Raw genomic sequence first — 23,912 nt, 5'->3', positions numbered from 1 at the left:
GAATGGCTGGCCCGCGGGCAGGAACGGCACGTCGAGGCCAACGGCCCCCTGCCGGTGCTGCCGACCTGGTAGGCAAGACCTCCACCGGCACACAAAAACCGGGTGCGCGTGAATCCAGGAAGATTGGATTCGCGCGCACCCGGTCTCGGTTGCGGGGCCTACAAGGCGATCTGGCGGTTCTGGTCCTTGTAGAGCAGGTAGCGGAAGTTCGACGGTCCGCCGGCGTAGCAAGCCTGCGGGCAGAACGCGCGCAGCGACATGTAGTCCCCTGCCTCGACCTCGACCCAGTCGGCGTTCAGCCGGTAGACGGCCTTGCCCTCCAAGACGTACAGGCCGTGCTCCATCACGTGGGTCTCGGCGAACGGGATCGAGGCGCCGGGCTCGAAGGTCACGATGTTCACGCCGAAGTCGAACGCCACGTCCTGGGGATCCAGCATGCGCGTGGTGCGCCATTTGCCCTCGGTCTCGGGCATGGCGCCGGGCTCGATGTCGCGCTCGTTGCCGACGACCGGCCCCGGGGCCGCGACGCCTGCCAGCGGCTCGTAGCGCTTGCGGATCCAGTGGAAGGTGGCAACCTCGACGCCGTTGTTCAGCGCCGACCACTCGGCACCGGCCGGGACGTAGGCGAAGCCGCCTTCTTCCAGGGTGTGGGCGGTGCCGTTGATGGTCACGCTCAAATGCCCGGAGACCACGAACAGGAAGGACTGGACCTCGGCCTGCGGCTCCGGGTGCTGGGAGCCGCCGCCCGGGGCGACCTCCACGATCGACTGGGCGAAGGTGGTCGAGCCGCCGGCGACCGGGCGGTTCAGCACCCAGGCGCGGGTGCCGGTCCACTCCGGGAAGACCGAGGTGACAATGTCGCGCAGCACGCCGCGCGGGATGACGGTGTACGCCTCGGTGACGATGGCGCGGTCGGTCAGCAGGTCGGTCTGCGGCGGGTGTCCGCCGTAGTTCTTGTAGTAGCTTGCATCCGCACGAGTCTGGATCTTAGACATTCGATTCCTCCGTCTGTGTTGCTCGCGCCAGGGCGATTGATTCAAGGGTGGATAGGGAAATTTCGGCCGCCGAGGTGATCTCCTCGGCAGTGAGTGCGCCGCAGACCAGGCCGCGGCGGATGAAGTTGGCCAGCGCCTTGGCGGTTGCCGGTTCGTCCATGATGGCCGATTCGATCCGGTGCACGTAGTTGCGCAGGCGTGCCGCGGCGGCGGCAAAGCCCTCGCGGTAGAACGCGTAGGTCGCTAGGTAGCGGGTGGTCAGCTGGTTTTCGTGCAGGTCCCAGCCCTGGTAGATTCCGCGTTCCAGATGGCGGCGCACCAGTCGGGCATGCAACGCCCAGGCGGCCTGGACCTGTTCCGGGTCGCCCAGGGGCAGAATGTTGGTCGAGCCGTCGGACATGTGCACGCCGGTGCCGGCGATGGCCACCTGCATGACGTTCTTGGCGTAGTCCGCTGCAGGGTGCTCCATTGACTGGTAGGCCGCCGCGATGCCCAGGGAGGCCGAGTAGTCGTAGGTGCCGTAGTGCAGCGAGGAAACCCGGCCCTTGCCTGCATGCAGCAGCGCGGCCGAGGGCACGGTGCCCTCATGGGACAGGATCAGCTGCGGGGTTTCCATCTGGACCTCAAAGCGCAGGCGGCCGGCGGGCAGCGAATGCGCTGCCTCCAGCTGCTCGCAGACGAAGACCATGGCCTTGACCTGGTCAACGGTGGTGACCTTCGGGAGGGTCAGCACCAGGCCCTCGGGCAGCTCGCCGGCACGGGCCAGCGTCGAGACGAACAGGTCCAGCGTGCGCAGCCCGCGGGCCCGGGTCGGCGCCTCGAGGCACTTGAAGCGGATGCCGATAAACGGCGGGGCTACGCCGGCCGCCACGGCCTTGGCGACCTGTTCGGCAGCAGCAATGGCGGCGGCATCCTCGGCCTCGTCCCCGCGGTTGCCGTATCCGTCCTCGAAGTCCAGGCGCAGGTCCTCGATGGGCTCGTGCTTCAGCTTCGCGGCGACCAGTGCGGCGAGTTCCTCCGGCTGTTCCAGCCCCAGCTTGCCCGCCAGGGCGGCCAGGCCGGAGACCCCGCCGGCCTTTTCAAGCGCAGCGGCGCCCCAGGCGGCGGGCAGCTGGGGGGTGAAGCGGTCGGCCGGGACATAGGCGGTGTGGATCGGCTGGCGCCTCCCGTCATCCCCCGGGTAGTTCTTTTCCAGCAGTGCGTCAGTGGCCGCCAGGCGGGTTTCAACCTCGGCCAGGGCCGCTGCGTCAAGGGCGTGACGTTCGCTCATTTGGACACCAGTTCGGTGCTCAGCAGCCGGTAGGCCGGCAGGGTGAGGAAGTCCTCGAAGTCCTCGTCGCGCCCGGAGACCAGGCGGCCAATGAGTTCGGCTGCGGGGGCGTAGTAGGCGGCGAAGGCCTTTTCGTCGTTGACCTCGGTGCGAAGTTTCTCGACCTGGATGGCCAAGGCATCGGCGACGAGTTCGGCGGTGATGGTGTTGCCCGTGTCGGCGGCGATGACCTTATTGCGGATCTGCTGCCAGATCTGCGAACGGGAGATCTCCGCGGTTGCCGCGTCCTCCATGAGGTTGTGGATGGCCACGGCACCGTTGCCCGAGAGCCAGACGGCGGTATAGGCGACCGCCACGTAGAGGTTGGTGTTGACCCCGGCCTCGGTGACGGAGCCCGGCGCCGAGGCGACGTCGAGCAGCGCCTCGGCGCTGACCGACACCTCGGGGCGCTTGCGGTCCAGCTGGTTTGGCTTGGCGCCCAGCACGGAGTCGAAGACCTCCACGCAGATCGGGACCAGGTCCGGGTGCGCGACCCAGGAACCGTCGAAGCCGTCGTTGGCCTCGCGGGTCTTGTCGGCCCGGACCTTCTCGAACGCGGCGGCGGTGACCTCGGGTTCGCGGCGGTTCGGGATGACGGCAGCCATGCCGCCCATCGCGAAGGCCCCGCGCTTGTGGCAGGTCTGCACCAGCAGCTCGGTGTAGGCGCGCATCATCGGTGCCGTCATGGCCACGTCGGCGCGGTCCGGCATGATGAACTTCTCCCCGGCCTCGCGGAAGTACTTGATGATGGAGAAGAGGTAGTCCCAGCGTCCGGCGTTCAGGCCCGAGGCGTAGTCGCGCAGCTCGTAGAGCATCTCGTCCATCTGGAAGGCCGCGGGAATGGTCTCGATGAGCATGGTCGCGCGCACCATGCCATGTTCGATGCCCAGTTCGGCCTCGGCGAAGGCGAACACCTCGCTCCACAGGCGGGACTCGAGGCATGACTCCATCTTGGGCAGGTAGTAGAACGGGCCCTGGCCCGACTCTGCCAACGCCTTGGCGTTGTGGAAAAAGTGCAGGCCGAAGTCGACCAGAGCGCCAATGGCAGGTGCGCCGTTGATGAGCACGTTGGCCTCGGGCAGGTGCCAGCCGCGCGGGCGGACCACGATGGTGGCCAGAGGCGAGTCGGTGCGCAGCGTGTAGGACTTGCCGTTGTTCGCGTCCGCGAAGGACAGGGTGCCGGCAGCGGCGTCGGTGAGGTTGGCCAGCGCGTCGATGACGTTGTGCCAGGTCGGGGTGGAGGCGTCTTCGAGGTCGGCAAGCCAGACCTTGGCACCGGAGTTCAGCGCGTTGATGGCCATCTTGGCCGGGCTGGCAGGGCCGGTGATTTCCACGCGGCGGTCCTGCAAGGCAGCCGGTGCCGGGGCGACCTTCCAGTCACCGGCCCGGATCTCGGCGGTGGCCGGATCAAAGTCCATGGTGCCGGTCTTGGCTACCTCGGCCCGCGCCGCGGTGCGTGCGTCAAGTAGCTCGTTGCGGGTTGCGGCGAACTTCTCGTGCAGCTTCGACACGAAGGCAAGGGCCTCGGCGGACAGAATCTCATCGGCCTTGGCAACGGCCGGGATGTGCGTCAGGGTGATGCTCATGGTGGTGGACCAGATCTCTCTTGCTACTTGTTCTTCGCGGCGGCGGTGGTAACGGCCTCGGCAACGTCTGCGGCCACGTGCGGGTCGAAGACGGAGGGAATGATGAAGCCGGGGTTGAGTTCATCTTGGCTCACGCGGGCTGAAATGGCATCGGCTGCAGCCAACAACATTTCGTCGGTGATGTCTGAAACGCGTGCATCGAGCAGCCCGCGGAAGAAGCCCGGGAAGGCCAACACGTTGTTGATCTGGTTCGGGAAGTCGGAACGTCCCGTGGCGACCACGGCGGCGTGGCGGCCGGCGGCGATCGGGTCGACCTCCGGGTCCGGGTTGGCCATGGCAAAGACAATGGCGTTCTCGTTCATGGACTCGATGTCCGCCTCGTCAAGGATGTTCGGGGCGGAGACGCCGATGAAGACATCCGCGCCGACCATGGCTTCCTTGAGCGTTCCGGTGAACTGCTCCGGGTTGGTGTTGTCGGCCAGCCACTGACGGTGCGGGTCGGCGGAAACATCGGTGCGGCTGATGGCTCCGTTGCGGCCCGCGGCGATGATGTTCTTGGCGCCACGGGCGGCCAGGAGCTGGATGATGGCATTGCCGGCGGCGCCGACGCCGGAGACGACGATGCGGACCTTGTCGATCTGCTTGCCGACCACCAGCAACGCATTGCTCAATGCGGCCAGGGTGACAATGGCGGTGCCGTGCTGGTCGTCGTGGAAGACCGGGATGTCGAGTTCCTCGCGCAGGCGGGCCTCGATCTCGAAGCAGCGCGGTGCGGCGATGTCCTCGAGGTTCACGCCACCGTAGACCGGGGCGAGGGCCTTGACGATCATGATGATCTCTTCGGTGTCCTGGGTGTCCAGGCAAACCGGCCAGGCATCGACGTTGGCAAACTGCTTGAAGAGCGCCGCCTTGCCCTCCATGACCGGAAGAGCCGCGGCAGGGCCGATGTTGCCCAGGCCGAGCACGGCAGAGCCGTCGGTGACCACGGCAATGGTGTTGCGCTTGATGGTGAGGTTGCGCGCGTCCTCGGGGTTCTCGGCAATGGCCAGGCACACACGTGCCACACCGGGGGTGTAGGCGCGGGAGAGGTCATCGCGGTTGCGCAGGGCGACCTTGGGGACGACTTCGAGCTTGCCGCCCAGGTGCATGAGGAAGGTGCGGTCCGAGACATTGCGGACGCTCACGCCGTCCAGTGCATCCAGGGCGTCCCGGACAACTTGGCCATGGTCGGCGTCGGTGGTGTTGCAGCTGACGTCGACGACCATGTGCTCATGGCCGGATTCGGCCACGTCAAGGGCCGTAATCGACCCTCCGGCGCGACCCACGGCCGCGGCCAGTTCGCTGGTTGCAGTGATCGAGACGGGCGTTTGGACACGCAACGTCAGGGAATATCCCGGGCTTGGTACAGCCATATCGTCCTCCTGAAAAAGTTTCCGTATAGTGGATACTATTATCTACGGAGTGAAATTACAAGCGCTTATGTGCACTGGGTCACGGGAATTATGAGCCAAAGTTTCGGATCGTGGAATAATTCTCTGGAGCTCCGGTATTGTTGGGCCCAAGGACACGACCACTTGCGGGATCATCGGGACGATTCCCACCCGCGCACCAGCAGACCCAGGAGCACCTCCATGGCCGAAGCAAAGACGACATCGGGCGTCCAATCAGTCGAGCGCGCCTTCGAGCTCCTTGAACTCATTGGCCGGGCCGGCGGAGAAGCGGCCCTGAGTGAACTTGCCGTGGACACCCCGCTCCCCCTTCCCACCATCCACAGGTTGCTGCGCACCCTGGTTGGCATTGGATACGTTCGCCAGCTGAGCAACCGCCGCTACGCCTTGGGCCCGCGGCTGATTCGCCTGGGCGAGGTCGCCAACCGCCAGCTGGGGGCCCTGTCCACACCCATCCTGCAAAACCTGGTGAACGAACTGGGCGAATCGGCCAGCATCGCGGTGCTCGACGGCGACATGGTCACCTACATATCCCAGGCTCAGTCCCCGCACGCGATGCGCATGATCACCGAGGTCGGACGCCGCTCCTCGCTGCACGGCACGAGCGTGGGCAAGGCCATCCTGGCGGTGCTGGATAACGACCGGGTCCAGCGGCTGGTCAACCAGGCCGGCATGCCCGCCCACACGCCCAAGACCATCACAACCATGCACCAGCTCTTCGACGAGCTCGAGGTGGTCCGCACCCGCGGCTACGCCATCGACGAGGAAGAGCAGGAACTGGGCGTGCGCTGCCTGGGCATGTCGGTCCCGGGTGCGCCGACGCCGATGGCCATCTCCGTCTCCGGGCCCGTCACCCGCGTGACTGACGAGTTCACCTCCCGGGCCATACCGCACCTTCGTGCGGCCACGGCCCAGCTTTCCGCGGCCCTGGCAGTCACGACCGGCTGACAGCTGCAAAAGCACCGCAAGGCGGGACGGTCCGAGGCGGGAAACCTGGTTCCCCGCCTCCGGCCGGACCGCCTTGCTGCCTAAGATGACCTGTCCCGCGGATCAGTGGTGTGGTGCGGGTGGCCCGGATCGCACGAACTCGGACTCGTCCGGGCACCGGACGCCGGCCTCCTCGCATTTCTTGCGATACTCCTCAACGATGCCCTTGAATTCGTCATCGTCGACAACGGGGATCTCCTCGCCGTCCGCGTCGATGAGCTTGCCGGACTTGAACAGGTCCCCCTCCAGCAGGCCGCGGACCTCCTCCGCCTTCACGATGCGCGGGACCTGCTCCGCGATGACCATGCGAGGCGGTGCCGCGGCATAGGCCGAACCGTGCCGCCTTGGGGTGCCGATCTTCAGCTCGTTGAACAACAGGTTCAGCGCCACGGCCATGACCGCGGCCGAGCTGATGCCCGAGTGGAAGATGGTCGCGAACCAGGTCGGGAACGCGTCGTAGAAATCGGTCTTGACGATCGGCAGCGCACCGAAGGCGATGGAGGCGGCGACGATGATCATGTTCAGGTTGTTCTCGTATTTCACGCTCGCCAGGGTGCGGATGCCCGAGGCCGCAACGGTGCCGAACAGCACGATGCCGGCCCCGCCCAGGACCGGGGTGGGGATCGCGGCGACCACGCGGCCGAGGATCGGCAGCAGGCCAAGGACCACCAGGATCCCGCCGCCGGCGGTGACAACGAAGCGGGATTTCACCCCGGTGATGGCCACCAGCCCGACGTTTTGCGCGAACGCGCTCTGGGTGAAGGTGTTGAAGACCGGAGCCAGGATGCTGGAGGCCATGTCGGCGCGCAGGCCGTCGGCGATGCGCCGCGAATCGACGCGGGTCTTGGCGATCTCCCCCACCGCGAGGATGTCGGCGGTGGTTTCGGTGAGGATCACGATGACAACGATCGTCATCGAGACGATGGCACCGAGCTCGAACACCGGCCACCCGAAGGCGAAGGGTTGCGGGAAGGCGAAGATGGCGCCGTGGCCCACGGCCGAGAAATCCGCCCTGCCGAGGAACACGGCGATGACGGTGCCGATGACCATGGCCAGCAGGATGGACAGGCGCGAGATCGCTGCCTTGCCGACTTTGGAGAGGAGCAACACGATGACCATGGTCATTCCGGCCAGGCCGATGTTTGCCAGCGAGCCATAGTCGTCGGCCTTGGCGTTTCCGCCCATGGCCCAGTTGGCCGCCACCGGGATGAGTGAAAGCCCGATCATCGTGATGACCACGCCGGTCACCACCGGCGGGAAGAAGCGCACGATCTTCGCGAAGAACGGGGCCACCAGGAATCCGACCACGGAGGCCGCGAGCACCGCGCCGAAGACCGACTGGATTCCGCCGTCGCCGTTGACGATCGCCACCATGGTGGACACCGAGGCGAAGGAGGTGCCCTGGACCAGGGGGAGCTGGGCACCGAAGAACGGGACGCCGACGGTTTGCAGGATCGTGGCCAGGCCACCGACAAAGAGGCAACTGGCAACCAAGACGCCGATCTGTTCCGGGGACAGCCCGGCGGCACCGCCGATGATCAGTGGCGGTGCGATGATTCCGCCGTACATGGTCAGTACGTGCTGGAGCCCGTAGGCGATCGTCTTGCCCAGGGGCAGCCGTTCGTCCTCCGGACGGTGTGTAGTACTTTTGACTTGCGCAGCCTTCATGTCTGACTCCTTGATGGGTTGCGACGCATCGGGGGTGCCCGCGTTGCACCGCGCGCACCCCCAAGACCTCACCGGCTAGCAGAATCCGGGCGTGTTTTCCCAGATCGGATGGGCTGCGGAGGCGCCTTCGCGGGTGATAGCGGCCTCGATCAGGCCGTACGGGCGATCCGCAGCGAAGAAGACCTCGTTCGGGTTGTCCTGGCCGAACGGGGACAGGTCAACCAAGAAGTGGTGCTTGTTGGGCAGCGAGAACCTGATTTCCTCGATTTCCGGATGCGCCTCCAGGACCGCCTCGCCCATGTCGAACATCGTCTGCTGCAAGGCGAAGGAATGCTTGGCGGCGAAGCCCTCCAGTAGCAGTTCCCGCACCGAGACGTAGACGGCGTTGAAGTCCAGGTCCCCATTGGCAATCGCGGCCGAGTTGTAGCGCCAGCGGCTGCTGACGTCGGTGGCCAGGATCCGGTCGCCGGTTTCCTGCAACGTGGTGTAGCGGTCAACGGGGAAGTTGCGGAACTCGCTGGCGGTGGACTTGAGCACGGTCAGGTCCTTGATCCCGGCGAGCACCGAGGCCTCGCCGTCCTTGATTTCCAGAACCGCGGTACGCACCTCGGACTTGTTCCGGGAGAATGCGTGGTCGTGGTCCTGGATGCGGTCCCAGAAATACTGCTCGGCGGCCCAGCGTCCGCCGGTGACCCAGTCGAATTCGGTGGTGAAGTGCGTGCCGAGCCGCAGCAGGAACGCCTCCGGCGAGCCAACGCCGTCCCGGGCCAAGCCGTAGACGGTGTTTTTCTGCGTATCGGTGGGGACAACGTGCCGGTTGTCGCCGACGACGTGCGCGGCGAAGAAGTCGCCGTGCAGCTGCGAGGTCACGTTCAGGTCCTCGATCTCGTGGCGGTCGGTGTCCCGGGTGATTTTCACCAGCCGGACCTCGGCCTTGCCGTATTGGTTGGCGCCGAGCACGATCTTGGTGCCGGTCTTCTTTTCGGCTGCAAAGGTGTTCATGATGTCTAGCTCCCTCGGTACGTGGAATATGCAAACGGGCTGAGAAGAAGAGGTACGTGGTAGTGAGCGGCGGTGTCGTTGACGACGAAATCGATGCTCACCGCGGGAAAGAAGGTTTCCGTACCCGTCTTTCCGAAGTAGTCACCGGTGCCGAAGGCGATTCGGTGGTGACCGGCTTCAACCTGTGTCGGACCGAGCGACTCGATGCGTCCGTCGGCATCGGTGACTCCTGATCCGATTTCTTGCCATCCGGATGCCGTCTTGGCTTCCAGCGTGGCCTTGACACCGGAGGCAGGCCTCCCGGTCCCGGTGTCGAGTACATGGGTGGTGATGTGGCTTCTCGCAGCCTTGGTGGCGCTCATCGAGGACTCCTTTGGATTCGTTGAGGGTGTAGGAAAAAGCTGTAGATTCCGGTGGACGCGGTCTAGCTCGAGGGCACGCGGCTGAAGACCGCGGCGAGGCGCAGGAGGGCGATGGCACGCAACTGTTCGCCGGCTTCCGCCCGTTCGACGTCGGGGTCGTTGTCCAATCGGCGGCGCAGTTCGGCGAGAATTTCTTCGCTGCTTCGGCCGGCGGCGCGTATGAGGAATACGCGGGCGAACCGATCTTCGTAGGCACGGTTGGCGGCGAGAATCTCGGCGGCAATCCTCTCGTCGAGATTCAGCGTTGATTGTTCGCCGCGGCTGAGCGATGCTTCCGCGGATGAACCGGTGGCGCGTTCCCCGATGCGGGGATGGTGGGCAAGCGCCGCGTCGATCTCCGCTTCGGTGAACGGGTCGGCGGCGTTTTGGGCCCAGGCCAGGAGTTCTTCGAGGGAACCAAAGGGGCGGGCGCCGAGAATCGCCTCAATCCAGCGATCAATATCGGCACATGGCCGAAGCACTGCGGCTGCGTTAGTCGAGCCGAGGGCGTTGAAACGGGAAATCTCCATGGGGTGATCAGCTCTTTCAATCCTGCGTGGTTTTCCTGCACCATCCAGGGCTGAACACCCTTACCACCGGCTTGGAACCGGCTTCGACTCGATGTTTCTGGATGGTGGAACTCTGCTTTCACACCATGTAACTCGGATCACACCCTTCCCGTCAAGGGGTTCGGTGAATCTTTTCCCGCAGCCTGCCGCCCACTCCCCGGGGTCGGGCATGAAGCAAGTTACGTTGAACCCTTGCCTTTCCCGCACTCCGCGTACATACTTAATTTCACTAACCAATATTTAGATTCCATATCTTGGAATCTTTGCCGTTTCGAGGAGGACCGCATGAACATCACCCAGCCCATCGCTGAAGCATCCAGCGAGAAACTAGCGCGCGCACTTCCGGAAACCTCGACGGCACTGAGCACCGGAATGTTCCACCCAATCGGCGGATTGGACCCGGACATGAGCTGCGGCCCGCGGAGCCCCAAGCCACGCGTCGGGCTCTGGTCGCGCTTTCGCACCGCACGCAGCTAGCCACTGAACATCCAAGCCGAGGGGTCCCCCGGGATCCCCTGCCGCAAACGGCACTCCACGCCGAAAAACGACCACAGCGGTGGGATTCCAAGCACGGCCAGGGGATCCCACCGCTCACGTGTCACCGCCGGGCAACCGCCGCCACCACAAGGTCCAGGTCCCCTTGATACGCCAATGGCATCAGTAGGCTGGGAGTCGAATACCGCGCGAGCTCCTCGTCAGCAGGCACCGCCGATCAATGTCAGCCACTCTTCCAAAGGATGATTCCACTTGAATCCTGTCCACAATCAGGCCGCGCCCGCGCCGCGAACCATGCTGGTCACCGGGGCCGGTTCAGGGATCGGGCGTGCGGTCACCCAACGGATGCTCAAGGCGGGATGGAACGTGGTCCTTGCCGGCCGGCGCGAGGCACAGCTGGAGCACAGTGCCGACAAGCACCCCCATGCCCTCGTGGCGCCGACAGACATCACCGATCCATCAGCGGTGGAGCGGCTTTTCGCTGTCGGGATCGATCGCTTTGGCAAAATCGACGTACTCTTCAACAACGCCGGGGTCTTTGGCCCCGCGGCAACCATCGGCGAGCTCACGGCGCAGCAATGGCAGGAGGTCTGCGCCGTCAACCTCAGCGGGGCCATGTACTGCGCTGGCGCCGCGTTCAGGCACATGCAGGAATCCGGCGGCGGTCGCATCATCAACAACGGTTCGATCAGCGCGCAGGTGCCGCGGCCAGCTTCCGTTGCCTACGCGGTGACCAAGCATGCGATCACGGGCCTGACCAAGTCCATCGAACTGGACGGCCGACCCTACGGCATTGCATGTTCGCAGGTCGACATCGGAAACGCCGCCTCGGAGATGATGAAGGAAGTCGGCGCAGCCTCGGGCGCGCTGCAGGCCGACGGAAGCCGGAAGGTCGAGCCCACCTTCGACATGGACCAGGCCGCGGCCACCATTGAGTTCATTGCCGCCGCCCCGGCCGAGGTGTCCATAAACCACGTCACCATCACCGCAGCCGGAATGCCGTTTGTCGGCCGCGGCTAGGAGAGGCGCTGCCCCCTAAAGGTGCGCGGCGAACAAGCGTTCCAGCTTGGTGAACGAGGACTCCCAGCCGGCACGCGCCGGCTCCAGGACCTCGGCCGGAAGCGGACCCTGGGTGATCCTCAGCGCGGTGCCCGCCGGGCAATCGGAAAACTCCACGCGCATTCTGATGACCAGGTTCAACGTCATTTCATGCGGTCCGTCTTCGCCGACCAGCAGTTCGTGTTCCCGGATCTCGGTGAATGTCGCATGCACCGGCGAGGTTTGGGTGGGGTCCTCGAGCAGGTGCATCACGAACTTCTGTACGCCACCGACTCGCGGTTCGATGGTGACAGTATCCACGTGCACGCCCCAGCCCTCCGGGCCAAACCATTCGGCCAGGATTTCCGGTTCGGTAAATGCAGCCCACACCGCACTTCGGGGTGCCGAAAATTCGCGTTCAATTACCAGTTCGCCCATATCCATGCGCACGAGATTACCCCGGTTCGAGCCGCGAACCGAATAATCCCCGACTTCTGTGGGGGCAAACACGCGCCACACGTTGATGAAAGGATTGGTGTCATGACCGTGATGAAATCAATCTTGCTCTTCGGTGTGGCCGCCCTGCTGGAAATCGGCGGTGCCTGGCTCATCTGGCAGGGCATCCGCGAGCACCGCGGCTGGCTCTGGGTCGGCGCCGGGGCAGTGGCCCTGGGGCTGTATGGCATCGTGGCCACGCTCCAGCCCGATGCCAACTTCGGCCGCATCCTGGCAGCATACGGAGGCGTCTTCATCGCCGGTTCCCTGCTGTGGGCGGTGTTCCTGGACGGGTTCCGACCGGACCGCTGGGACATCGCCGGAGCCATCGTTGCCCTGGCCGGCGTCGGACTGATCATGTACGGCCCGCGCGGGGCCTAGGAACCGAGGATCCCCCGGCCGGGATCGGCCGTCCCCTCAGACAGAGGATCCCCTCCGGGAAGAACCGTGGCTGCCGGCCAGGTCCTCAGGGGCAACCGCCTGATGGCCCTGCACACCACCAGCACCCAGCCGAGCACTCCGGCGAGACAGACCCGCTCGGCGAGCCCCAGCAGATCCGGCCCAACGGCGGCGGTCAGACCCAGCGATGCGAGCCCGACGGCAGTCACTGCCGCAAGAATGAACGCCGCAGGGTAGGCATTTGCCAGCTCCGGGGCGGAGCGCATCCAGCGGGTCAGCACGAGAATGCCGGCCAGCGCGGCCAGGAATCCCCCGCCGGCCACGTAAAGATGCACGGTGCCCTCCGTCGTCGCCGCATGCAGGCCGGACCCGGCATCAACGTCGGTCGGGAAAAAGGCCAGGACCGCCGAACACAGGCCCCCGGCGGCCATCAAGAGCACCCCGGTCCGGCGGAAGCCGGAGACTTGGTCGACCCGGTTGATGGCAACGATGGCACACAGGGTGGTGACGGCCCGGCCGAGGAAATTCAGATTCATGATCCACCCGAACGGACCCACCGCCAGGTTGCTTTCGGCGTCACTGACCACGCTGTAGTGCGGGGGCAGGAACTGGAGCACCACGTCGACCAGGACGTAGAGCGCGACGCCGGCCATGGCTGCGGTGGCAAGCCGCCGTCGGGCATTGTCCGGGTTCTGCGGCATCATTGATCCAGCTTTCCATACCGGCGCCCCCTTCCGCCGCACGGCGCCCACGCCGACGAGCAAACAACGCGAGACCTGCGAAAATAGGGCCCCGGAAACTGAGGTTTTTTGTGAGTCACCGTGAACCCTTGAATCCGGGGCGCTGCGGTGTTGGACTACATGTCATGGACAACGACGCACGCACCATCCTGGCCATCGGAACCAAGAAGGGCCTCTGGCTCGCCGAAAGCACTGACCGCGAAACCTGGACGCTGGCCGGACCCCACTTCGCCAACCTCGAGGTCCCCTCCGTGGCCATCGACACCCGGGAGGGCAGGACACGCATCCTGGCCGGGGTCAACGACTGGCACTGGGGACCCACCGTCGTCTACAGCGACGACTCGGGCACAACGTGGTCCGAACCCGAGCAGGGTGCCATCAAGTTCCCGGCGGACACCGACACCGCACTGGCGCGGATCTGGCACCTGCGCCCCGACACCGATGAACGTCCCGGTGTCGTGTGGGCCGGGTGTGAACCGATCTCGGTCTTCAAGTCCACCGACTCCGGGGAGAACTTCGAACTGAACCGCGGGCTCTGGGACCACCCCCACCGCAGCGAATGGGGGGCGGGCTTCGGCGGGGCCGCGGTGCACAGCATCGTGCCCAACGCCACGCACGAGAACATCATCCACGCGGCCATGAGCACCGGCGGGGTGTACCGCAGCACCGACGGCGGCACCTCCTGGGAGCCGCGGAACAAGGGCATCCACGTCGACTTCGACCCTGAGCCGTTCCCCGAGTTCGGCCAGTGCGTCCACCACATCACCGCCGATGCCGAGGACCCGGACCGGCTCTATGCGCAAAACCACGGCGGGGTCTACCGCACCGACGACGCCGGGGACCAATGGAACAGCATCGCCGACGGACTGCCGGCCGACTTCGGATTCGTGTTCCTGTCACACCCCCGCACGGGCGGCACCGTGTGGACCATCCCGCTCAAGGGCGCCGAGGAGCGCAACCCGGTGGGCGGACGGCTCTCGGTCTACCGCTCCACGGATGCCGGGGACACCTGGAGCGAGCAACATTCCGGGTTGCCGGATGCGGACTGGAACGCGGTGTTGCGCGACGCGGCGGCGGTGGACGAGCACCCCGAAACCGTGGGCGTCTACTTCGGCACCCGCGGCGGGGAGGTCTTCGCCAGCAACGACGAGGGCGCGCACTTTGTCACGGTGGCCCGGCGCCTGCCCGATGTGCTCAGCGTCCGGGCAGTCCAAGCCAACGGTGCGGGGCAATGACGGACATTACCGTCGAGGTGCCCTCGGTGTTGTCTTCCGCGCTGGGCGGCCAACGCAGCCTGCAGGTCCCGCTGCCCGCAGACGGCACGGTGGGCGGGATCCTGGATGCGCTCGGCGAGCAGTACCCACTTTTTGCCCGGCGGGTGCGCGACGAGCGCGGGCAGGTGCGCCGCTTCGTGAACGTCTTCATCGGGCCGGACAACATCCGCACCCTTCAGGGACTGGGATCCGCGGTGCGGGAGGGGCAGAGCGTGCTGATCATGCAATCGGTGGCCGGCGGATAGCGGCGCTTCACCCGCCGAACGCCGCGGGGCGGGGCGCGCCGCAGGGGTGCCGAAAAGCGGTGCCGGCACTACGCTGAGGACATGAGTAACCTCGAGGCTGCCCCTGACGAGCTAGTTTGCGGTTCGGTGCCGACCCACGCCGGGATCGAGCTGCTTCTGCCGCGCAATGTCCCGCTCGGCGGGCCCCGCGCCATGGATGTGCGCCGCACGCTGCCGCAAAAACAGCGCAGCCTCATTGGCGCCTGGTGCTTCCTTGACCACTACGGGCCCGACCCGGTCGGCGAATCCGGAGGGATGAAGGTCCCGCGCCACCCGCACACCGGGTTGCAGACCGTGTCCTGGCTGTTCACCGGGGAAATCGAGCATCGCGATTCTGCCGGTTACCACGCCATGGTGCGCCCCGGCGAGGTGAACCTGATGACCGCCGGCCGCGGGATCAGCCACTCCGAATTCTCCACCCCCGGGACCACGGTGCTGCACGGAGCCCAGCTGTGGGTCGCGCTGCCCGATTCCGCCCGGCACATGCCGCCGACCTTCGCCCACTACCGCCCCGAACCCCTCACCGGGGACGGGTGGTCCCTCAGCGTGTTCCTGGGCGATGCAACCGTCCTGAACCACCACGGCGCGGACCAGTACTCCGAGTCCCCGGTTGCCACGCACACCGAATTGCTGGGGGCAGAGATCCGCTTGGAGCCCGGCACCAGCATCCGGCTTGCGGTGAAGGCACACCACGAGCACGGGGTGCTGCTGGATTCGGGCTCCCTCTCCGTCGGGGCCGACGAGCTGCCCGTGAACCACCTGGCCTACCTGCCGCCCGGGACCCAGGAGATCACCCTGCGCGCGGGCGCGAGGCCTGCGCGCGCGCTGCTCATTGGCGGGGAACCGCTGAACGAGCAGATCCTGATGTGGTGGAACTTCGTGGGCCGCACCCACGAGGAAGTCGTCGAATACCGCCGACAGTGGCAGGCGGAGATCGGCGCCGAACCCGGCGACGGATCAACCAAGCGCTTCGGGGACTTCCCCGCAGGCCAGCCCGCCGCCCTGCCTGCACCGGTGCTGCCCTCGGTGCGGCTGCGGCCCCGCGACTGACCACTCCGCCAACACGCAATCTGCCGGTGCATAGGCATCGGCCCCAAGAACAAGGAAGGTTCCGGTGGGGATCGTGACGCTGCAAGAAGAGCTCGGCAAGTTGCGCCGCTCCCTGGCCGAACGCGCGGCGCTGGGCGACCAGCTGGATGCCAGGCGCGAGATGGAGCACTTCGTCTCCTTCCGCTCGCTGCGCGAGGTGACCGAGGCCGCCACCCACTTTGAACGGGCCGGCTGGCAGGTCGATCGGACCGAGGGCCAGGACGCCAATTCCCGTTTCCTGCTGCGCGTCTACCGGGAGCAGGCCCTCGACGTGGAAAGCGCGGAGCACGCGCTGCGCAACGTGCACGCCATCACCGAAAAGCACGGCGGGACCTACGACGGGTTCGGTGCCATGTTCATCGACGCCGCCGACAGCGAGCCCAGGGGGTTCTTCGGCCGGCTTTTTGGAAACCAATGACAGCCGAGGGACAGGAACAACCAATGAGCGAAATCCGTGTCGAGCACATGCCCGAACGCCGGCGCTACGCCCTGATGGACGGGAGCACCCGCATAGGGGCAACCCACTACCGCGAGCTGGACACCGGCAGCGGCATCGAACGGGTCTTCTTTCACACGGTGGTCGACGAGGCCTATGCCGGGCAGGGACTCGCAGGAAAGCTCGCCGCCGCCGCGCTGTCCGACACGGTGGCCCAGGGCCACAAGATCGTTCCGGTGTGCCCGTACATCAAGGTCTATGTAACCAAGCACCATGAGTACGACGCCGACCTGGTGCAGCCCACCGCGGAGCACCTGCGGATCGTGCCGAAGGTATAAGGGGCGGCTGGCGGATCAATCCGCCAGCTCGAGTCCCAGCTCGGTGAGCGCCGCACGCAGGATCACGATGCCGCTGGGCCCGAACCCGTGCAGCGCCAGCAACCCCGCTTCGCTGTACTCGGCGGCCTGCTCGAGCGTCGCGATCCCCGCCCCTTCCAGCGCGCGGGCGGCGGGTGCCGAGATCTTGGGCAACGGATGGCTGGTCATGGCTCCAGCGTAGCAACGTCCTCCCGCTCCGCGTGGGACGGCACCTTGGAACGCACCCTCGGGGTGATGAGCAGCAGCAACGCGCCGATGGCAGCGGTGAAAACGAAAACCGCCGTGAACGAATCGTTGCCGCTGAACGCACCGAAGACCAGCCCTCCGACCGCCAGCGCCAGCGCCGAGCCCAGGGAATCCGACACGGCCAGGGCCGAGGAGTTGAAGCCCTGGTTCGCTGTGGTCGAAAGCTTGATCAGGTGCACGTTCTGCCGCGGATAGACCAGTCCCATCCCGCCTCCGCCCATGGCCCAGGCGAGGATCGCGACGAGGGCCGGCAGGTGGAAGGCCGCGGTGGCCAGCACCAGGACGATGGCGCCGACTCCGAGCGCGGATCCGATGAGCATGGCCAGTTCGTTGGACAGCCGCTCGCCCATCCGTCCCTGGATCGCCGAGCCCAGGGACCAGCAGATCGCCCCTCCGGTCAGGGCCAGCCCGGCGATCGCGGCGCCCAGGCCAAAGCGCTGAATCAGCAGGTAGGGCAGATAGACCTCGGTGCCGAAAAAGGCCGCGGCGGTCAATCCGCGCACCAGGATCGTGGCCGGCAGCCCGCGGGCGGCCAGCAACGATCCGCGCGGCAGCAACGGCCGCACGGCCAAAACCATCATCACCACGGCCAGTGCCATCAGCGCCGGGCCCAGCACCGGCACCCGGGCCGCCAGATTCAACCCCAGCACCGCGGCTGCGGCCAGGGTCGCCCAGCCCAGGGACCTCCAGCCGAAGGCGGCCTCCGGGTTCTCCCCGCCACCGAGACCCCGCACCGAGGGCACCACCGCGGCCATGGCCAGGACCACCAGTCCCACGACGCCGAGAAAGACCCAGCGCCAGCCAATGGTCTGCGCCACGAGGCCCGCGGCGAATGGCCCGATGAGCGAGGGGACGACCCAGGCCGCGGCAAAGGCGGCAAAGATCTGCGGGTGCAGGCGCGGAACATACGCCCGCGCCACCACCACATACAGGGCCACAGTGATCGCCCCGCCGCCGAGGCCTTGGACCAGGCGCCCGGCAACCAGCATTTCCATGTTCGGGGACAACCCACATACCAGCAGCCCGAGCACAAAGATCCCGCAGGAGACGTACAGCGGGAGGACCGGCCCGTGGCGGTCGGAGTAACTTCCGGCAGCCACCATGCCGATCACCCCGCTGGCCATGGGTGCGGCGAACGCCAGCGCGTACAGGCCGGATCCGTCCAGTTCGGCGCTGACCAGCGGCATCACAGTGGTGACGGCCAGCGACTCAAACGCCACGAGGAAGACCAGGGTGAACATGCCCAGGGTGACCCAGCGGAATTCCGGTGCCAAAAGACCCGGGGACCCGTTGATGGAGGCGTTCGGCTGGCTGGACATACCTTGAGCCTAAAGTCCCGCGGCCAGCGGTACTACATGGCCGGGCTCGGCCCCTCGCATTCGGGCCGTGAACCTCGCCCGCCCAGGCACGCAACCGCTGAGTTTCATGGATATGCTTCGGGCATGGAATTCACCCAGCAGCTCACCGTCAAGGTGCCTCGTTCGCGCTTCATCGAGCTCTTCGATGATCCCGAGAACCTCAAGGCGTGGCAGCCAGGGCTCATCTCGTTCGAGGGGCTCACCGGCACCCCTGGCCAGCCCGGGTCGACGTCGCGGCTGGTGTACAAGCAGGGCAAGGGAACCATGGAAATGATCGAGACCGTGACGCGGCGCGACCTGCCCGAGGCATTCGACGGCACCTACGACGCCAAGGGCATGCACAACGTCTTCCGGAACGAATTCCACGATCTCGATGGGACCGCCACGCGCTGGGTGGCCCACAACGTCTTTGATTTCACCGGTTTCATGCGGATCGTGGCATTGCTCTTTGGCCCCGTGGTCAAGAAGCAAAACCTCAAAACGATGACGGCCTTCAAGGATTTTGCCGAAGCCCGCATCTAGACGCTGTGGTGCAGGATCAGTGCCGCAAGGAAACCCAGCGCGGCGATGAGTCCCGTGAGCATGTGCTGCTCCTCGAAGGCCTCGGGGATCATGGTGTCGGCGAGCATCGCAAGAATGCCGCCCGCCGCGATTGCGGTGACCACCGCAATGATCTCTCCCGGGGCGTTGTCGAGGGCGAGGTAGCCGACCATTGCGGCAAGGCCGGAAAGCACCGCAATACTCCCCCAAATGGCAAAGACCTCCTTGGGTCCCTTGCCCGCGCGCTTCATGTCTGCGGTGCTGGCAAGTCCCTCGGGCACGTTGGATATGAAGATTGCCGCCAGCATGGTTGGGTTGACGGCTGCACCGGTGAGCAGCCCAACGCCCAGCACGATGGATTCGGGGATGCCATCCAGCAGGGCACCGACTGCGATGGCAGTTCCCCCGTTTGAAGCTCCGCCATCGCGGCTCCCGGGCCGCAAGGCGGCCTTGCTGCGACGCCGATGTTCCGCACCGAGGCGCACCAGCAGGGAGTTGGCCCCGACATAGCTGACGGCTCCGGCCAGGAAGCCGACCACTGTGGCCCACAGCCCGCCGACTTCCTCAGCCTCGGCAACCAGCTCGAAGGCGAGGGCGGAAATCAGCACTCCGGCGCCAAATGCCATGATGCTCGAGACAATTTTTCGCGGAATGTCCAACCACCAGGCCGCGGCGGCGCCGAGCAGCAACGCCGACCCGGCGATGGTGCCCCACATGAGTGCTTGCAAGGACATCATCATGGCGTCACGCTATCGCATAATAACTATTCACGCAGCGATTTCATGGAATACGCGGCATCGCGGACAAGGAATCGGCACCCTTGCCCGCGCATCCAGCGGACCATTTCGCGGCCGCCAAACGACTATGGGCGGTTGCGTGGCCCCGAAAGGGGGAACGCAACCGCCCGGTCGCCGGATGTTCCGAGAAACTAGCCGTGGCCGTCCTGAGCCATGTTGCTGAAGCGCGAGTAGTGGCCTTGGAAGGCGACGGTGATGGTCTTGGTCGGGCCGTTACGGTGCTTGGCCACGATCACGTCGGCCTCGCCGGCACGGGCCGATTCCTTGTCGTAAATATCTTCACGGTGCAAAAGAATGACCATGTCGGCATCCTGCTCGATCGATCCGGACTCGCGAAGGTCCGAAATCATCGGCTTCTTGTCGGTACGCTGTTCCGAACCACGGTTCAGCTGGGAGAGCGCGATGACCGGAACGTCGAGCTCCTTGGCCAGAAGCTTCAGCGCACGGGAGAACTCCGAAACTTCCTGCTGACGCGATTCGACTTTTTTGCCCGAGCTCATCAGCTGCAGGTAGTCGAGCACCACGAGCTTGAGGTCATGCTTCTGCTTGAGTCGACGGCACTTGGCGCGAATTTCCATGAGCGACATGTTCGGCGAATCATCAATGAACAGGGGCGCGTCATTGAGCCGGCCCATGGTGGTGGCGATCTTCGACCACTGTTCGTCCTGGATGGTGCCCTTTCGCAAGTCCTGCAGCGCGATGCTGGCCTCCGCCGAGAGCAGGCGCATGGCAATTTCGTTCCGGCCCATTTCCAGGGAGAAGAAAACGGCAGTCATGCTGTTCTTAATGGACGCTGACCTGGCAAAATCCAATGCGAATGTTGACTTGCCAACGGCCGGGCGGGCCGCGATGACGATCATCTGGCCGCCGTGCAGGCCCTGCGTCAGTTCGTCGAGTTCGAAGAATCCGGTGGGAACACCGATCACGCCCTCGCCGCGACTGCCGGCGGATTCGATTTCATCGACGGTGCCCTCGATGATGTCGCGCAGCGGCACGTAGTCTTCGGCAGTGCGGCGCTCGGCGACCTTGTAGACCTCGGCCTGGGCCTCGTTGACGATGGCGTCGACTTCGCCGTCCTGTGAGTATCCGAGCTGGACGATCTTGGTGCCCGCATCAACCAGCCGGCGCAGCACTGCGCGTTCGCGCACGATCTCGGCGTAGAAACCGGCGTTGGCGGCGGTAGGCACCGACTGGATGAGCGTGTGCAGGTAGGCAGGGCCGCCGATGCGGGTGATTTCGCCGCGCTTGGTCAACAGGTCGGAGACGGTGACGGCGTCGGCGGGCTCGCCACGGCCGTAGAGGTCGATGATGGCTTCGTAGATCGCCTCGTGCGCCGGACGGTAGAAGTCCAGCCCGCGCAGCACCTCCACGCAGTCCGCGATGGCGTCCTTGGAGAGCATCATGCCGCCCAGGACGCTTTGCTCGGCTACGAGATCTTGCGGTGGAGTGCGTCCATAGTCCGATCCACGTGAATCAGAGCTGGTTTCGGTGCTGGCTAGCGACACGGGCTTTTCCCTTCAAGCTTCGCGGGTTCCCAAGTTTTCCGCTTCATTACCTATTCAGTGTCTCAAGGAGCACAGACGATTCGTTAGGTTCAAAATCACACGTGCTCAAGGGCACCGCGAACCTGTGGAAATAGGTGGGGAACACTGTCACCATAGACCTGTTTCCCCCCAAACCCAACACGGTTATCCACAGGCCATGTGGATAACCTGTGAACCTCGCGGCGTGTTGTGTGCACAGTCTGGGGAGAACATTGTGGATTACACCAAAATTTTGCCCACAATACGGATCTGACTAGGATCTATCTAGATACATGCCTGTGGATACAAACTATTTATCCACATCCACCAGGGGCGTAAATACCAGTTATACACACAAAAACCCCGTGATTCCGGGGCTAAATCAGTCGCCGTTTCACAGTTACCCACAAGCTATCCACAGACACGCCGGAAGTTGCCACGGATCTGGGGATTGCGGGCATTGATGGAGATCACCAACCACTGACATACTGGGCCGCATGAGCGCCAACAAGACCGCACCAACGGCCGTTGATCCTCGCGAGTTCATCGCCGCCGTGCCCCATCCGATCCGGCGCACGGACGCCGAGGTCCTCCTGGAGATGATGGAAGAGGTAAGCGGCCAGCCACCAACCATGTGGGGTCCCACGATCGTCGGCTTCGGAACCTACCACTACAGGTACGAATCGGGCCGCGAAGGGGATGCCGGCGCCATTGGCTTCTCGCCGCGGTCGACGAACCTTGCCCTTTACGGGCTGACCATAGCCCCGACCGCCGGGCCACTGCTGGCGAAGCTGGGCAAGCACAAGCGCGGGGCGTCCTGCTTGTACGTGAACAAGCTCGCGGACGTGGATCTGGAGATCCTCACCCAGCTTGCCCGCGACGGCTACCGATACATGATGGACGTGGTGCACGAACCGTCGTAGGAAACCCTCGGCAAAAAACAAAGGGCTCCGTGCCCGTGCCATCGAATCAGGGATTCGGTGCCACGGGCGCGGAGCCCTTGAGGTTCAGGTGCCTTAGGAGACCAGCTGTTCGGCGTCCAGGCGACGGAATGCCGAGCCGTGGAACACGAGCGGCGAGTTGGCGTTGTCGTGCGTCTGGTGGCCGTGGACGCGCAGCAGCACCACCTGGTGGTCGCCAGCGGGGATCTCCTGCTCAATGGAGCAGTCGAGCCACAGGGTGGCGTCATGCAGGAAGAGCGCGCCCTCGTCGGTCGAATCAAGGCGAAGCCCGGCAAAACGGTCCCCGGACTTCGAGGCGATCTGTCGGCACACGCCCTCGTTCTTCTCGCTGAGCACCGAAACGCCAATGCGTCCGCTGGTGCGCACCAGCGGCCAGGTGTTCGAGGTGTTCTGGACCGCGAACATCACCAGCGGCGGATCCATGGAGACGCCAACCGTAAAGGACGAGGCCACAATCCCTTGCGGCTGCCCGTCAACGATGGCGCAGAGTGCGGCAATGCCCGAGGGGTGCTGGGCAAAGACGTTGCGCAGGGTGTTGGGGGTGAGGTCAGAGGTGAGTGTCATAGTGCTCAATCCTTCGGCTTCGGCCCACCTTCGCGGTGCGTGTCATTCACGCGCCAACCAGTGAGGTGTGCGGTACTTGCCTCCGGGGTTCCGGTAGGCCGAATCATCACCTGGAGCACCCCGCCACCGTGAGAGGGTTGCCGGTCAACGGGCCAGGGCCTTACGTTGACACTCTTGATTCATGACTAACGTTAGAAGAAATATTTACGTCTCGTCAAAGTTTGTTTCGACATACGAAGTCACGAAGCGTAAAAATCGAAGATTGTGCGACCATATGCCATGATTCTGCCGATGGGTACCGAAGAGCGCCAATCGACACTTGAACGCCGGGACTTCCTCGCGCTGACCGAAGGAGACGCTTGCGCTTCACGGAAAGCCGGTCGCCGACCAGGTCTCAATTGTGACCTTGCAACATTCCTGGACTAGATGTCCGAGACGCCCGTATAGGTCGCATAGGCAGCGTCGCCGGTGCATTGGTAGATCAGGATGGCAAGCCCGCCCGGGGTGGTCTTGCTGCTGGAAAGCCGCAGCCCTGCCGGTGCGCCGCCGTCAGGGAAGAGGCGCCGCCCGTGTCCAAGGACCACGGGTGCCACCACGAGCCTGAGTTCGTCAATCAGCCCATCGGCAAGCAATGATCCGGCAAGCCTGGCACTCCCGTGGATCTGCAGCTCCCTGCCGGGACGCGCCTTGAGCTCCGCGACCTGGGCGGCAACGTCGCCGGAGAGGACCGTGGTCGGGTTCCAGGTTCCCTCGCCCAGCGTCTGCGAGGCGACGTACTTGGGCAGGGAATTCATGAGCCCCGTGAAGGGGTCGTCCGGGTCGGTGATTTGCGGCCAATCCCTGGCGAAGGCCTCATAGGTGCGGCGGCCAAGCAGCAGCCCGTCGGCTTCCCCAAGCCATTGCGCGGCCTGGTCAACGAAGGCCTCGTCCATGTGCGGGACAAGCCATCCACCCTGGGTGAATCCATCGGTCGTGTCTTCCTCGGGAGACCCGGGGCCTTGCGACACCCCGTCGAGACTCACGAATTCCGTCAGTGTCAGCTTCATGATCATGCCTTCTTGGTCGTTTGGCTGCCCATGCCCGGGATGCGACGTTGCCGGTGATCGAGGAAGGGCACTGCTCCACTCGGCAAAGCTACTCGAAGGGAACGCCTGGCGCCAGCCCCCGGCATGTTGCCGGTCCCCCCATCCATCGGGAACTCGACCGCGACATCCAACGCATCACCGCACCAAGGCCTTAACCCACTGTGGAGCCCCCCCCAGGGGGGGGGCCCCGTGGGGGGGCGGGAACGAGGGCCGCGGGTGCGGCAAGAAATAATTATTTTGGGGCA

The 23,912-nt window shown here is 65.2% G+C and carries 27 protein-coding genes and 1 riboswitch; of the genes, 11 read left to right on the top strand and 16 right to left on the bottom strand.

Going from position 1 to position 23,912, the window contains the following annotated elements; all coding sequences use genetic code 11:
- Positions 1-158 precede the first annotated feature (158 nt).
- Genes ACLQ7E_RS12215 through ACLQ7E_RS12200 form a run of 4 tightly spaced genes read right to left on the bottom strand, consistent with a single transcriptional unit; the run spans position 159 to position 5,302 of the window.
- Positions 159-995, bottom strand: coding sequence for a bifunctional allantoicase/(S)-ureidoglycine aminohydrolase (locus ACLQ7E_RS12215; protein WP_411732849.1), 837 nt, complete (start codon positions 993-995; stop codon positions 159-161).
- Entirely contained in the window at positions 988-2,265 is a 1,278-nt protein-coding gene (locus ACLQ7E_RS12210; RefSeq protein WP_411732848.1) for a DUF6986 family protein, read from the bottom strand. The genes ACLQ7E_RS12215 and ACLQ7E_RS12210 overlap by 8 nt, the downstream gene beginning before the upstream one ends.
- Positions 2,262-3,890 carry a malate synthase A gene (aceB, locus tag ACLQ7E_RS12205; RefSeq protein ID WP_411732847.1) on the bottom strand — a complete coding sequence of 543 codons (1,629 nt, stop codon included), beginning with the start codon at positions 3,888-3,890 and terminating at the stop codon, positions 2,262-2,264. Before aceB ends, ACLQ7E_RS12210 begins: the two co-directional genes overlap by 4 nt.
- A gap of 23 nt (positions 3,891-3,913) precedes the next feature.
- On the bottom strand, positions 3,914-5,302 hold the full coding sequence (locus ACLQ7E_RS12200) for an NAD-dependent malic enzyme (protein ID WP_411732846.1): 1,389 nt from the start codon (positions 5,300-5,302) through the stop codon (positions 3,914-3,916).
- 219 nt (positions 5,303-5,521) lie between these two features.
- Here ACLQ7E_RS12200 and ACLQ7E_RS12195 point away from each other — a divergent pair, with 219 nt between their 5' ends.
- Positions 5,522-6,286 (top strand): IclR family transcriptional regulator, encoded by a 765-nt coding sequence (locus tag ACLQ7E_RS12195; RefSeq protein WP_411732845.1) that lies wholly within the window; start codon positions 5,522-5,524, stop codon positions 6,284-6,286.
- A 102-nt stretch (positions 6,287-6,388) separates the two neighbouring features.
- Here ACLQ7E_RS12195 and ACLQ7E_RS12190 read toward each other — a convergent pair whose 3' ends face one another.
- The 4 genes from ACLQ7E_RS12190 to uraD form a co-directional block, all read right to left on the bottom strand.
- A complete protein-coding gene (locus ACLQ7E_RS12190) occupies positions 6,389-7,993 on the bottom strand; it encodes a solute carrier family 23 protein (RefSeq protein ID WP_411732844.1) in 1,605 nt (534 codons plus the stop codon).
- 75 nt (positions 7,994-8,068) lie between these two features.
- On the bottom strand, positions 8,069-8,995 hold the full coding sequence (pucL, locus tag ACLQ7E_RS12185; RefSeq protein ID WP_411732843.1) for a factor-independent urate hydroxylase: 927 nt from the start codon (positions 8,993-8,995) through the stop codon (positions 8,069-8,071).
- Positions 8,996-9,000: 5 nt separating this feature from the next.
- Positions 9,001-9,357, bottom strand: a complete 357-nt coding sequence (uraH, locus tag ACLQ7E_RS12180) for a hydroxyisourate hydrolase (protein ID WP_411732842.1) — start codon at positions 9,355-9,357, stop codon at positions 9,001-9,003.
- A 62-nt stretch (positions 9,358-9,419) separates the two neighbouring features.
- Complete coding sequence (uraD, locus tag ACLQ7E_RS12175; protein ID WP_411732841.1) at positions 9,420-9,926, bottom strand: 2-oxo-4-hydroxy-4-carboxy-5-ureidoimidazoline decarboxylase; 507 nt, start codon at positions 9,924-9,926, stop codon at positions 9,420-9,422.
- Positions 9,927-10,250: 324 nt separating this feature from the next.
- Here uraD and ACLQ7E_RS12170 point away from each other — a divergent pair, with 324 nt between their 5' ends.
- Both ACLQ7E_RS12170 and ACLQ7E_RS12165 read left to right on the top strand, forming a co-directional pair.
- Positions 10,251-10,442, top strand: coding sequence for a hypothetical protein (locus ACLQ7E_RS12170; protein WP_411732840.1), 192 nt, complete (start codon positions 10,251-10,253; stop codon positions 10,440-10,442).
- A gap of 312 nt (positions 10,443-10,754) precedes the next feature.
- Entirely contained in the window at positions 10,755-11,480 is a 726-nt protein-coding gene (locus tag ACLQ7E_RS12165; protein ID WP_411732850.1) for an SDR family oxidoreductase, read from the top strand.
- Between the two features lie 15 nt (positions 11,481-11,495).
- Here ACLQ7E_RS12165 and ACLQ7E_RS12160 read toward each other — a convergent pair whose 3' ends face one another.
- Positions 11,496-12,008: an SRPBCC family protein gene (locus ACLQ7E_RS12160; protein WP_411732839.1), complete on the bottom strand. Its 513-nt coding sequence runs from the start codon at positions 12,006-12,008 to the stop codon at positions 11,496-11,498.
- Positions 12,009-12,038: 30 nt separating this feature from the next.
- Here ACLQ7E_RS12160 and ACLQ7E_RS12155 point away from each other — a divergent pair, with 30 nt between their 5' ends.
- Positions 12,039-12,374, top strand: coding sequence for a YnfA family protein (locus tag ACLQ7E_RS12155; RefSeq protein ID WP_411732838.1), 336 nt, complete (start codon positions 12,039-12,041; stop codon positions 12,372-12,374).
- On the opposite strand, the gene ACLQ7E_RS12150 is transcribed toward ACLQ7E_RS12155, so the two are convergent.
- On the bottom strand, positions 12,371-13,096 hold the full coding sequence (locus ACLQ7E_RS12150; RefSeq protein ID WP_411732837.1) for a DUF998 domain-containing protein: 726 nt from the start codon (positions 13,094-13,096) through the stop codon (positions 12,371-12,373). The genes ACLQ7E_RS12155 and ACLQ7E_RS12150 overlap by 4 nt on opposite strands.
- Positions 13,097-13,257: 161 nt before the next feature.
- Between ACLQ7E_RS12150 and ACLQ7E_RS12145 the strand changes: the two genes are divergently transcribed.
- The 5 genes from ACLQ7E_RS12145 to ACLQ7E_RS12125 all read left to right on the top strand — a co-directional run bounded on the left by ACLQ7E_RS12145 (position 13,258) and on the right by ACLQ7E_RS12125 (position 16,553).
- Entirely contained in the window at positions 13,258-14,367 is a 1,110-nt protein-coding gene (locus ACLQ7E_RS12145) for a WD40/YVTN/BNR-like repeat-containing protein (RefSeq protein ID WP_411732836.1), read from the top strand.
- Entirely contained in the window at positions 14,364-14,651 is a 288-nt protein-coding gene (locus ACLQ7E_RS12140) for a MoaD/ThiS family protein (protein WP_411732835.1), read from the top strand. The genes ACLQ7E_RS12145 and ACLQ7E_RS12140 overlap by 4 nt, the downstream gene beginning before the upstream one ends.
- 81 nt (positions 14,652-14,732) lie before the next feature.
- A complete protein-coding gene (locus ACLQ7E_RS12135; RefSeq protein ID WP_411732834.1) occupies positions 14,733-15,740 on the top strand; it encodes a pirin family protein in 1,008 nt (335 codons plus the stop codon).
- 73 nt (positions 15,741-15,813) lie between these two features.
- A complete protein-coding gene (locus ACLQ7E_RS12130; protein WP_411732833.1) occupies positions 15,814-16,197 on the top strand; it encodes a ribonuclease E inhibitor RraB in 384 nt (127 codons plus the stop codon).
- Between the two features lie 23 nt (positions 16,198-16,220).
- Complete coding sequence (locus ACLQ7E_RS12125; RefSeq protein WP_411732832.1) at positions 16,221-16,553, top strand: GNAT family N-acetyltransferase; 333 nt, start codon at positions 16,221-16,223, stop codon at positions 16,551-16,553.
- A gap of 15 nt (positions 16,554-16,568) precedes the next feature.
- On the opposite strand, the gene ACLQ7E_RS12120 is transcribed toward ACLQ7E_RS12125, so the two are convergent.
- Together ACLQ7E_RS12120 and ACLQ7E_RS12115 are read right to left on the bottom strand one after the other, a co-directional pair.
- Positions 16,569-16,760 (bottom strand): DNA-binding protein, encoded by a 192-nt coding sequence (locus ACLQ7E_RS12120; protein WP_411732831.1) that lies wholly within the window; start codon positions 16,758-16,760, stop codon positions 16,569-16,571.
- Entirely contained in the window at positions 16,757-18,157 is a 1,401-nt protein-coding gene (locus ACLQ7E_RS12115; RefSeq protein ID WP_411732830.1) for an MFS transporter, read from the bottom strand. The genes ACLQ7E_RS12120 and ACLQ7E_RS12115 overlap by 4 nt, the downstream gene beginning before the upstream one ends.
- Positions 18,158-18,280: 123 nt before the next feature.
- Here ACLQ7E_RS12115 and ACLQ7E_RS12110 point away from each other — a divergent pair, with 123 nt between their 5' ends.
- Positions 18,281-18,718, top strand: coding sequence for an SRPBCC family protein (locus ACLQ7E_RS12110; protein ID WP_411732829.1), 438 nt, complete (start codon positions 18,281-18,283; stop codon positions 18,716-18,718).
- On the opposite strand, the gene ACLQ7E_RS12105 is transcribed toward ACLQ7E_RS12110, so the two are convergent.
- Both ACLQ7E_RS12105 and dnaB read right to left on the bottom strand, forming a co-directional pair.
- Positions 18,715-19,476 (bottom strand): ZIP family metal transporter, encoded by a 762-nt coding sequence (locus ACLQ7E_RS12105; RefSeq protein ID WP_411732828.1) that lies wholly within the window; start codon positions 19,474-19,476, stop codon positions 18,715-18,717. The genes ACLQ7E_RS12110 and ACLQ7E_RS12105 overlap by 4 nt on opposite strands.
- Positions 19,477-19,664: 188 nt before the next feature.
- Positions 19,665-21,038, bottom strand: coding sequence for a replicative DNA helicase (gene dnaB / locus ACLQ7E_RS12100; protein ID WP_411732827.1), 1,374 nt, complete (start codon positions 21,036-21,038; stop codon positions 19,665-19,667).
- Positions 21,039-21,553: 515 nt separating this feature from the next.
- Between dnaB and ACLQ7E_RS12095 the strand changes: the two genes are divergently transcribed.
- Positions 21,554-21,979: a DUF1801 domain-containing protein gene (locus tag ACLQ7E_RS12095; protein ID WP_411732826.1), complete on the top strand. Its 426-nt coding sequence runs from the start codon at positions 21,554-21,556 to the stop codon at positions 21,977-21,979.
- A gap of 93 nt (positions 21,980-22,072) precedes the next feature.
- Here the strand turns inward: ACLQ7E_RS12095 and ACLQ7E_RS12090 are convergent, their stop codons facing one another.
- Together ACLQ7E_RS12090 and ACLQ7E_RS12085 are read right to left on the bottom strand one after the other, a co-directional pair.
- Positions 22,073-22,582, bottom strand: coding sequence for a flavin reductase family protein (locus tag ACLQ7E_RS12090; RefSeq protein ID WP_411732825.1), 510 nt, complete (start codon positions 22,580-22,582; stop codon positions 22,073-22,075).
- A 67-nt stretch (positions 22,583-22,649) separates the two neighbouring features.
- A riboswitch (SAM riboswitch) is annotated at positions 22,650-22,762 on the bottom strand.
- A gap of 242 nt (positions 22,763-23,004) precedes the next feature.
- Positions 23,005-23,628 (bottom strand): dihydrofolate reductase family protein, encoded by a 624-nt coding sequence (locus ACLQ7E_RS12085; RefSeq protein ID WP_411732824.1) that lies wholly within the window; start codon positions 23,626-23,628, stop codon positions 23,005-23,007.
- Positions 23,629-23,912 lie beyond the last annotated feature (284 nt).

The organism is Paeniglutamicibacter sp. (genome assembly GCF_046714615.1).
Taxonomy (GTDB): Bacteria; Actinomycetota; Actinomycetes; order Actinomycetales; family Micrococcaceae; genus Paeniglutamicibacter.
This window is presented reverse-complemented; position numbering and strand designations above follow the sequence as displayed.

What these genes read in the sequence shown, in the direction of transcription:
- ACLQ7E_RS12195 (WP_411732845.1), top strand. Translation starts at nt 5,522, where the DNA reads ATGGCCGAAGCAAAGACGACATCGGGCGTCCAATCAGTCGAGCGCGCC.
- ACLQ7E_RS12110 (WP_411732829.1), top strand. Translation starts at nt 18,281, where the DNA reads ATGGAATTCACCCAGCAGCTCACCGTCAAGGTGCCTCGTTCGCGCTTC.
- uraH (WP_411732842.1), bottom strand. Translation starts at nt 9,357, where the DNA reads ATGAGCGCCACCAAGGCTGCGAGAAGCCACATCACCACCCATGTACTC.
- ACLQ7E_RS12215 (WP_411732849.1), bottom strand. Translation starts at nt 995, where the DNA reads ATGTCTAAGATCCAGACTCGTGCGGATGCAAGCTACTACAAGAACTAC.
- ACLQ7E_RS12135 (WP_411732834.1), top strand. Translation starts at nt 14,733, where the DNA reads ATGAGTAACCTCGAGGCTGCCCCTGACGAGCTAGTTTGCGGTTCGGTG.
- ACLQ7E_RS12210 (WP_411732848.1), bottom strand. Translation starts at nt 2,265, where the DNA reads ATGAGCGAACGTCACGCCCTTGACGCAGCGGCCCTGGCCGAGGTTGAA.
- ACLQ7E_RS12125 (WP_411732832.1), top strand. Translation starts at nt 16,221, where the DNA reads ATGAGCGAAATCCGTGTCGAGCACATGCCCGAACGCCGGCGCTACGCC.
- ACLQ7E_RS12085 (WP_411732824.1), bottom strand. Translation starts at nt 23,628, where the DNA reads ATGAAGCTGACACTGACGGAATTCGTGAGTCTCGACGGGGTGTCGCAA.
- ACLQ7E_RS12105 (WP_411732828.1), bottom strand. Translation starts at nt 19,476, where the DNA reads ATGATGATGTCCTTGCAAGCACTCATGTGGGGCACCATCGCCGGGTCG.
- ACLQ7E_RS12095 (WP_411732826.1), top strand. Translation starts at nt 21,554, where the DNA reads ATGAGCGCCAACAAGACCGCACCAACGGCCGTTGATCCTCGCGAGTTC.
- ACLQ7E_RS12155 (WP_411732838.1), top strand. Translation starts at nt 12,039, where the DNA reads ATGACCGTGATGAAATCAATCTTGCTCTTCGGTGTGGCCGCCCTGCTG.
- ACLQ7E_RS12140 (WP_411732835.1), top strand. Translation starts at nt 14,364, where the DNA reads ATGACGGACATTACCGTCGAGGTGCCCTCGGTGTTGTCTTCCGCGCTG.
- ACLQ7E_RS12150 (WP_411732837.1), bottom strand. Translation starts at nt 13,096, where the DNA reads ATGATGCCGCAGAACCCGGACAATGCCCGACGGCGGCTTGCCACCGCA.
- ACLQ7E_RS12115 (WP_411732830.1), bottom strand. Translation starts at nt 18,157, where the DNA reads ATGTCCAGCCAGCCGAACGCCTCCATCAACGGGTCCCCGGGTCTTTTG.
- uraD (WP_411732841.1), bottom strand. Translation starts at nt 9,926, where the DNA reads ATGGAGATTTCCCGTTTCAACGCCCTCGGCTCGACTAACGCAGCCGCA.
- ACLQ7E_RS12165 (WP_411732850.1), top strand. Translation starts at nt 10,755, where the DNA reads ATGCTGGTCACCGGGGCCGGTTCAGGGATCGGGCGTGCGGTCACCCAA.
- aceB (WP_411732847.1), bottom strand. Translation starts at nt 3,890, where the DNA reads ATGAGCATCACCCTGACGCACATCCCGGCCGTTGCCAAGGCCGATGAG.
- ACLQ7E_RS12190 (WP_411732844.1), bottom strand. Translation starts at nt 7,993, where the DNA reads ATGAAGGCTGCGCAAGTCAAAAGTACTACACACCGTCCGGAGGACGAA.
- ACLQ7E_RS12200 (WP_411732846.1), bottom strand. Translation starts at nt 5,302, where the DNA reads ATGGCTGTACCAAGCCCGGGATATTCCCTGACGTTGCGTGTCCAAACG.
- pucL (WP_411732843.1), bottom strand. Translation starts at nt 8,995, where the DNA reads ATGAACACCTTTGCAGCCGAAAAGAAGACCGGCACCAAGATCGTGCTC.
- ACLQ7E_RS12145 (WP_411732836.1), top strand. Translation starts at nt 13,258, where the DNA reads ATGGACAACGACGCACGCACCATCCTGGCCATCGGAACCAAGAAGGGC.
- ACLQ7E_RS12170 (WP_411732840.1), top strand. Translation starts at nt 10,251, where the DNA reads ATGAACATCACCCAGCCCATCGCTGAAGCATCCAGCGAGAAACTAGCG.
- ACLQ7E_RS12090 (WP_411732825.1), bottom strand. Translation starts at nt 22,582, where the DNA reads ATGACACTCACCTCTGACCTCACCCCCAACACCCTGCGCAACGTCTTT.
- ACLQ7E_RS12120 (WP_411732831.1), bottom strand. Translation starts at nt 16,760, where the DNA reads ATGACCAGCCATCCGTTGCCCAAGATCTCGGCACCCGCCGCCCGCGCG.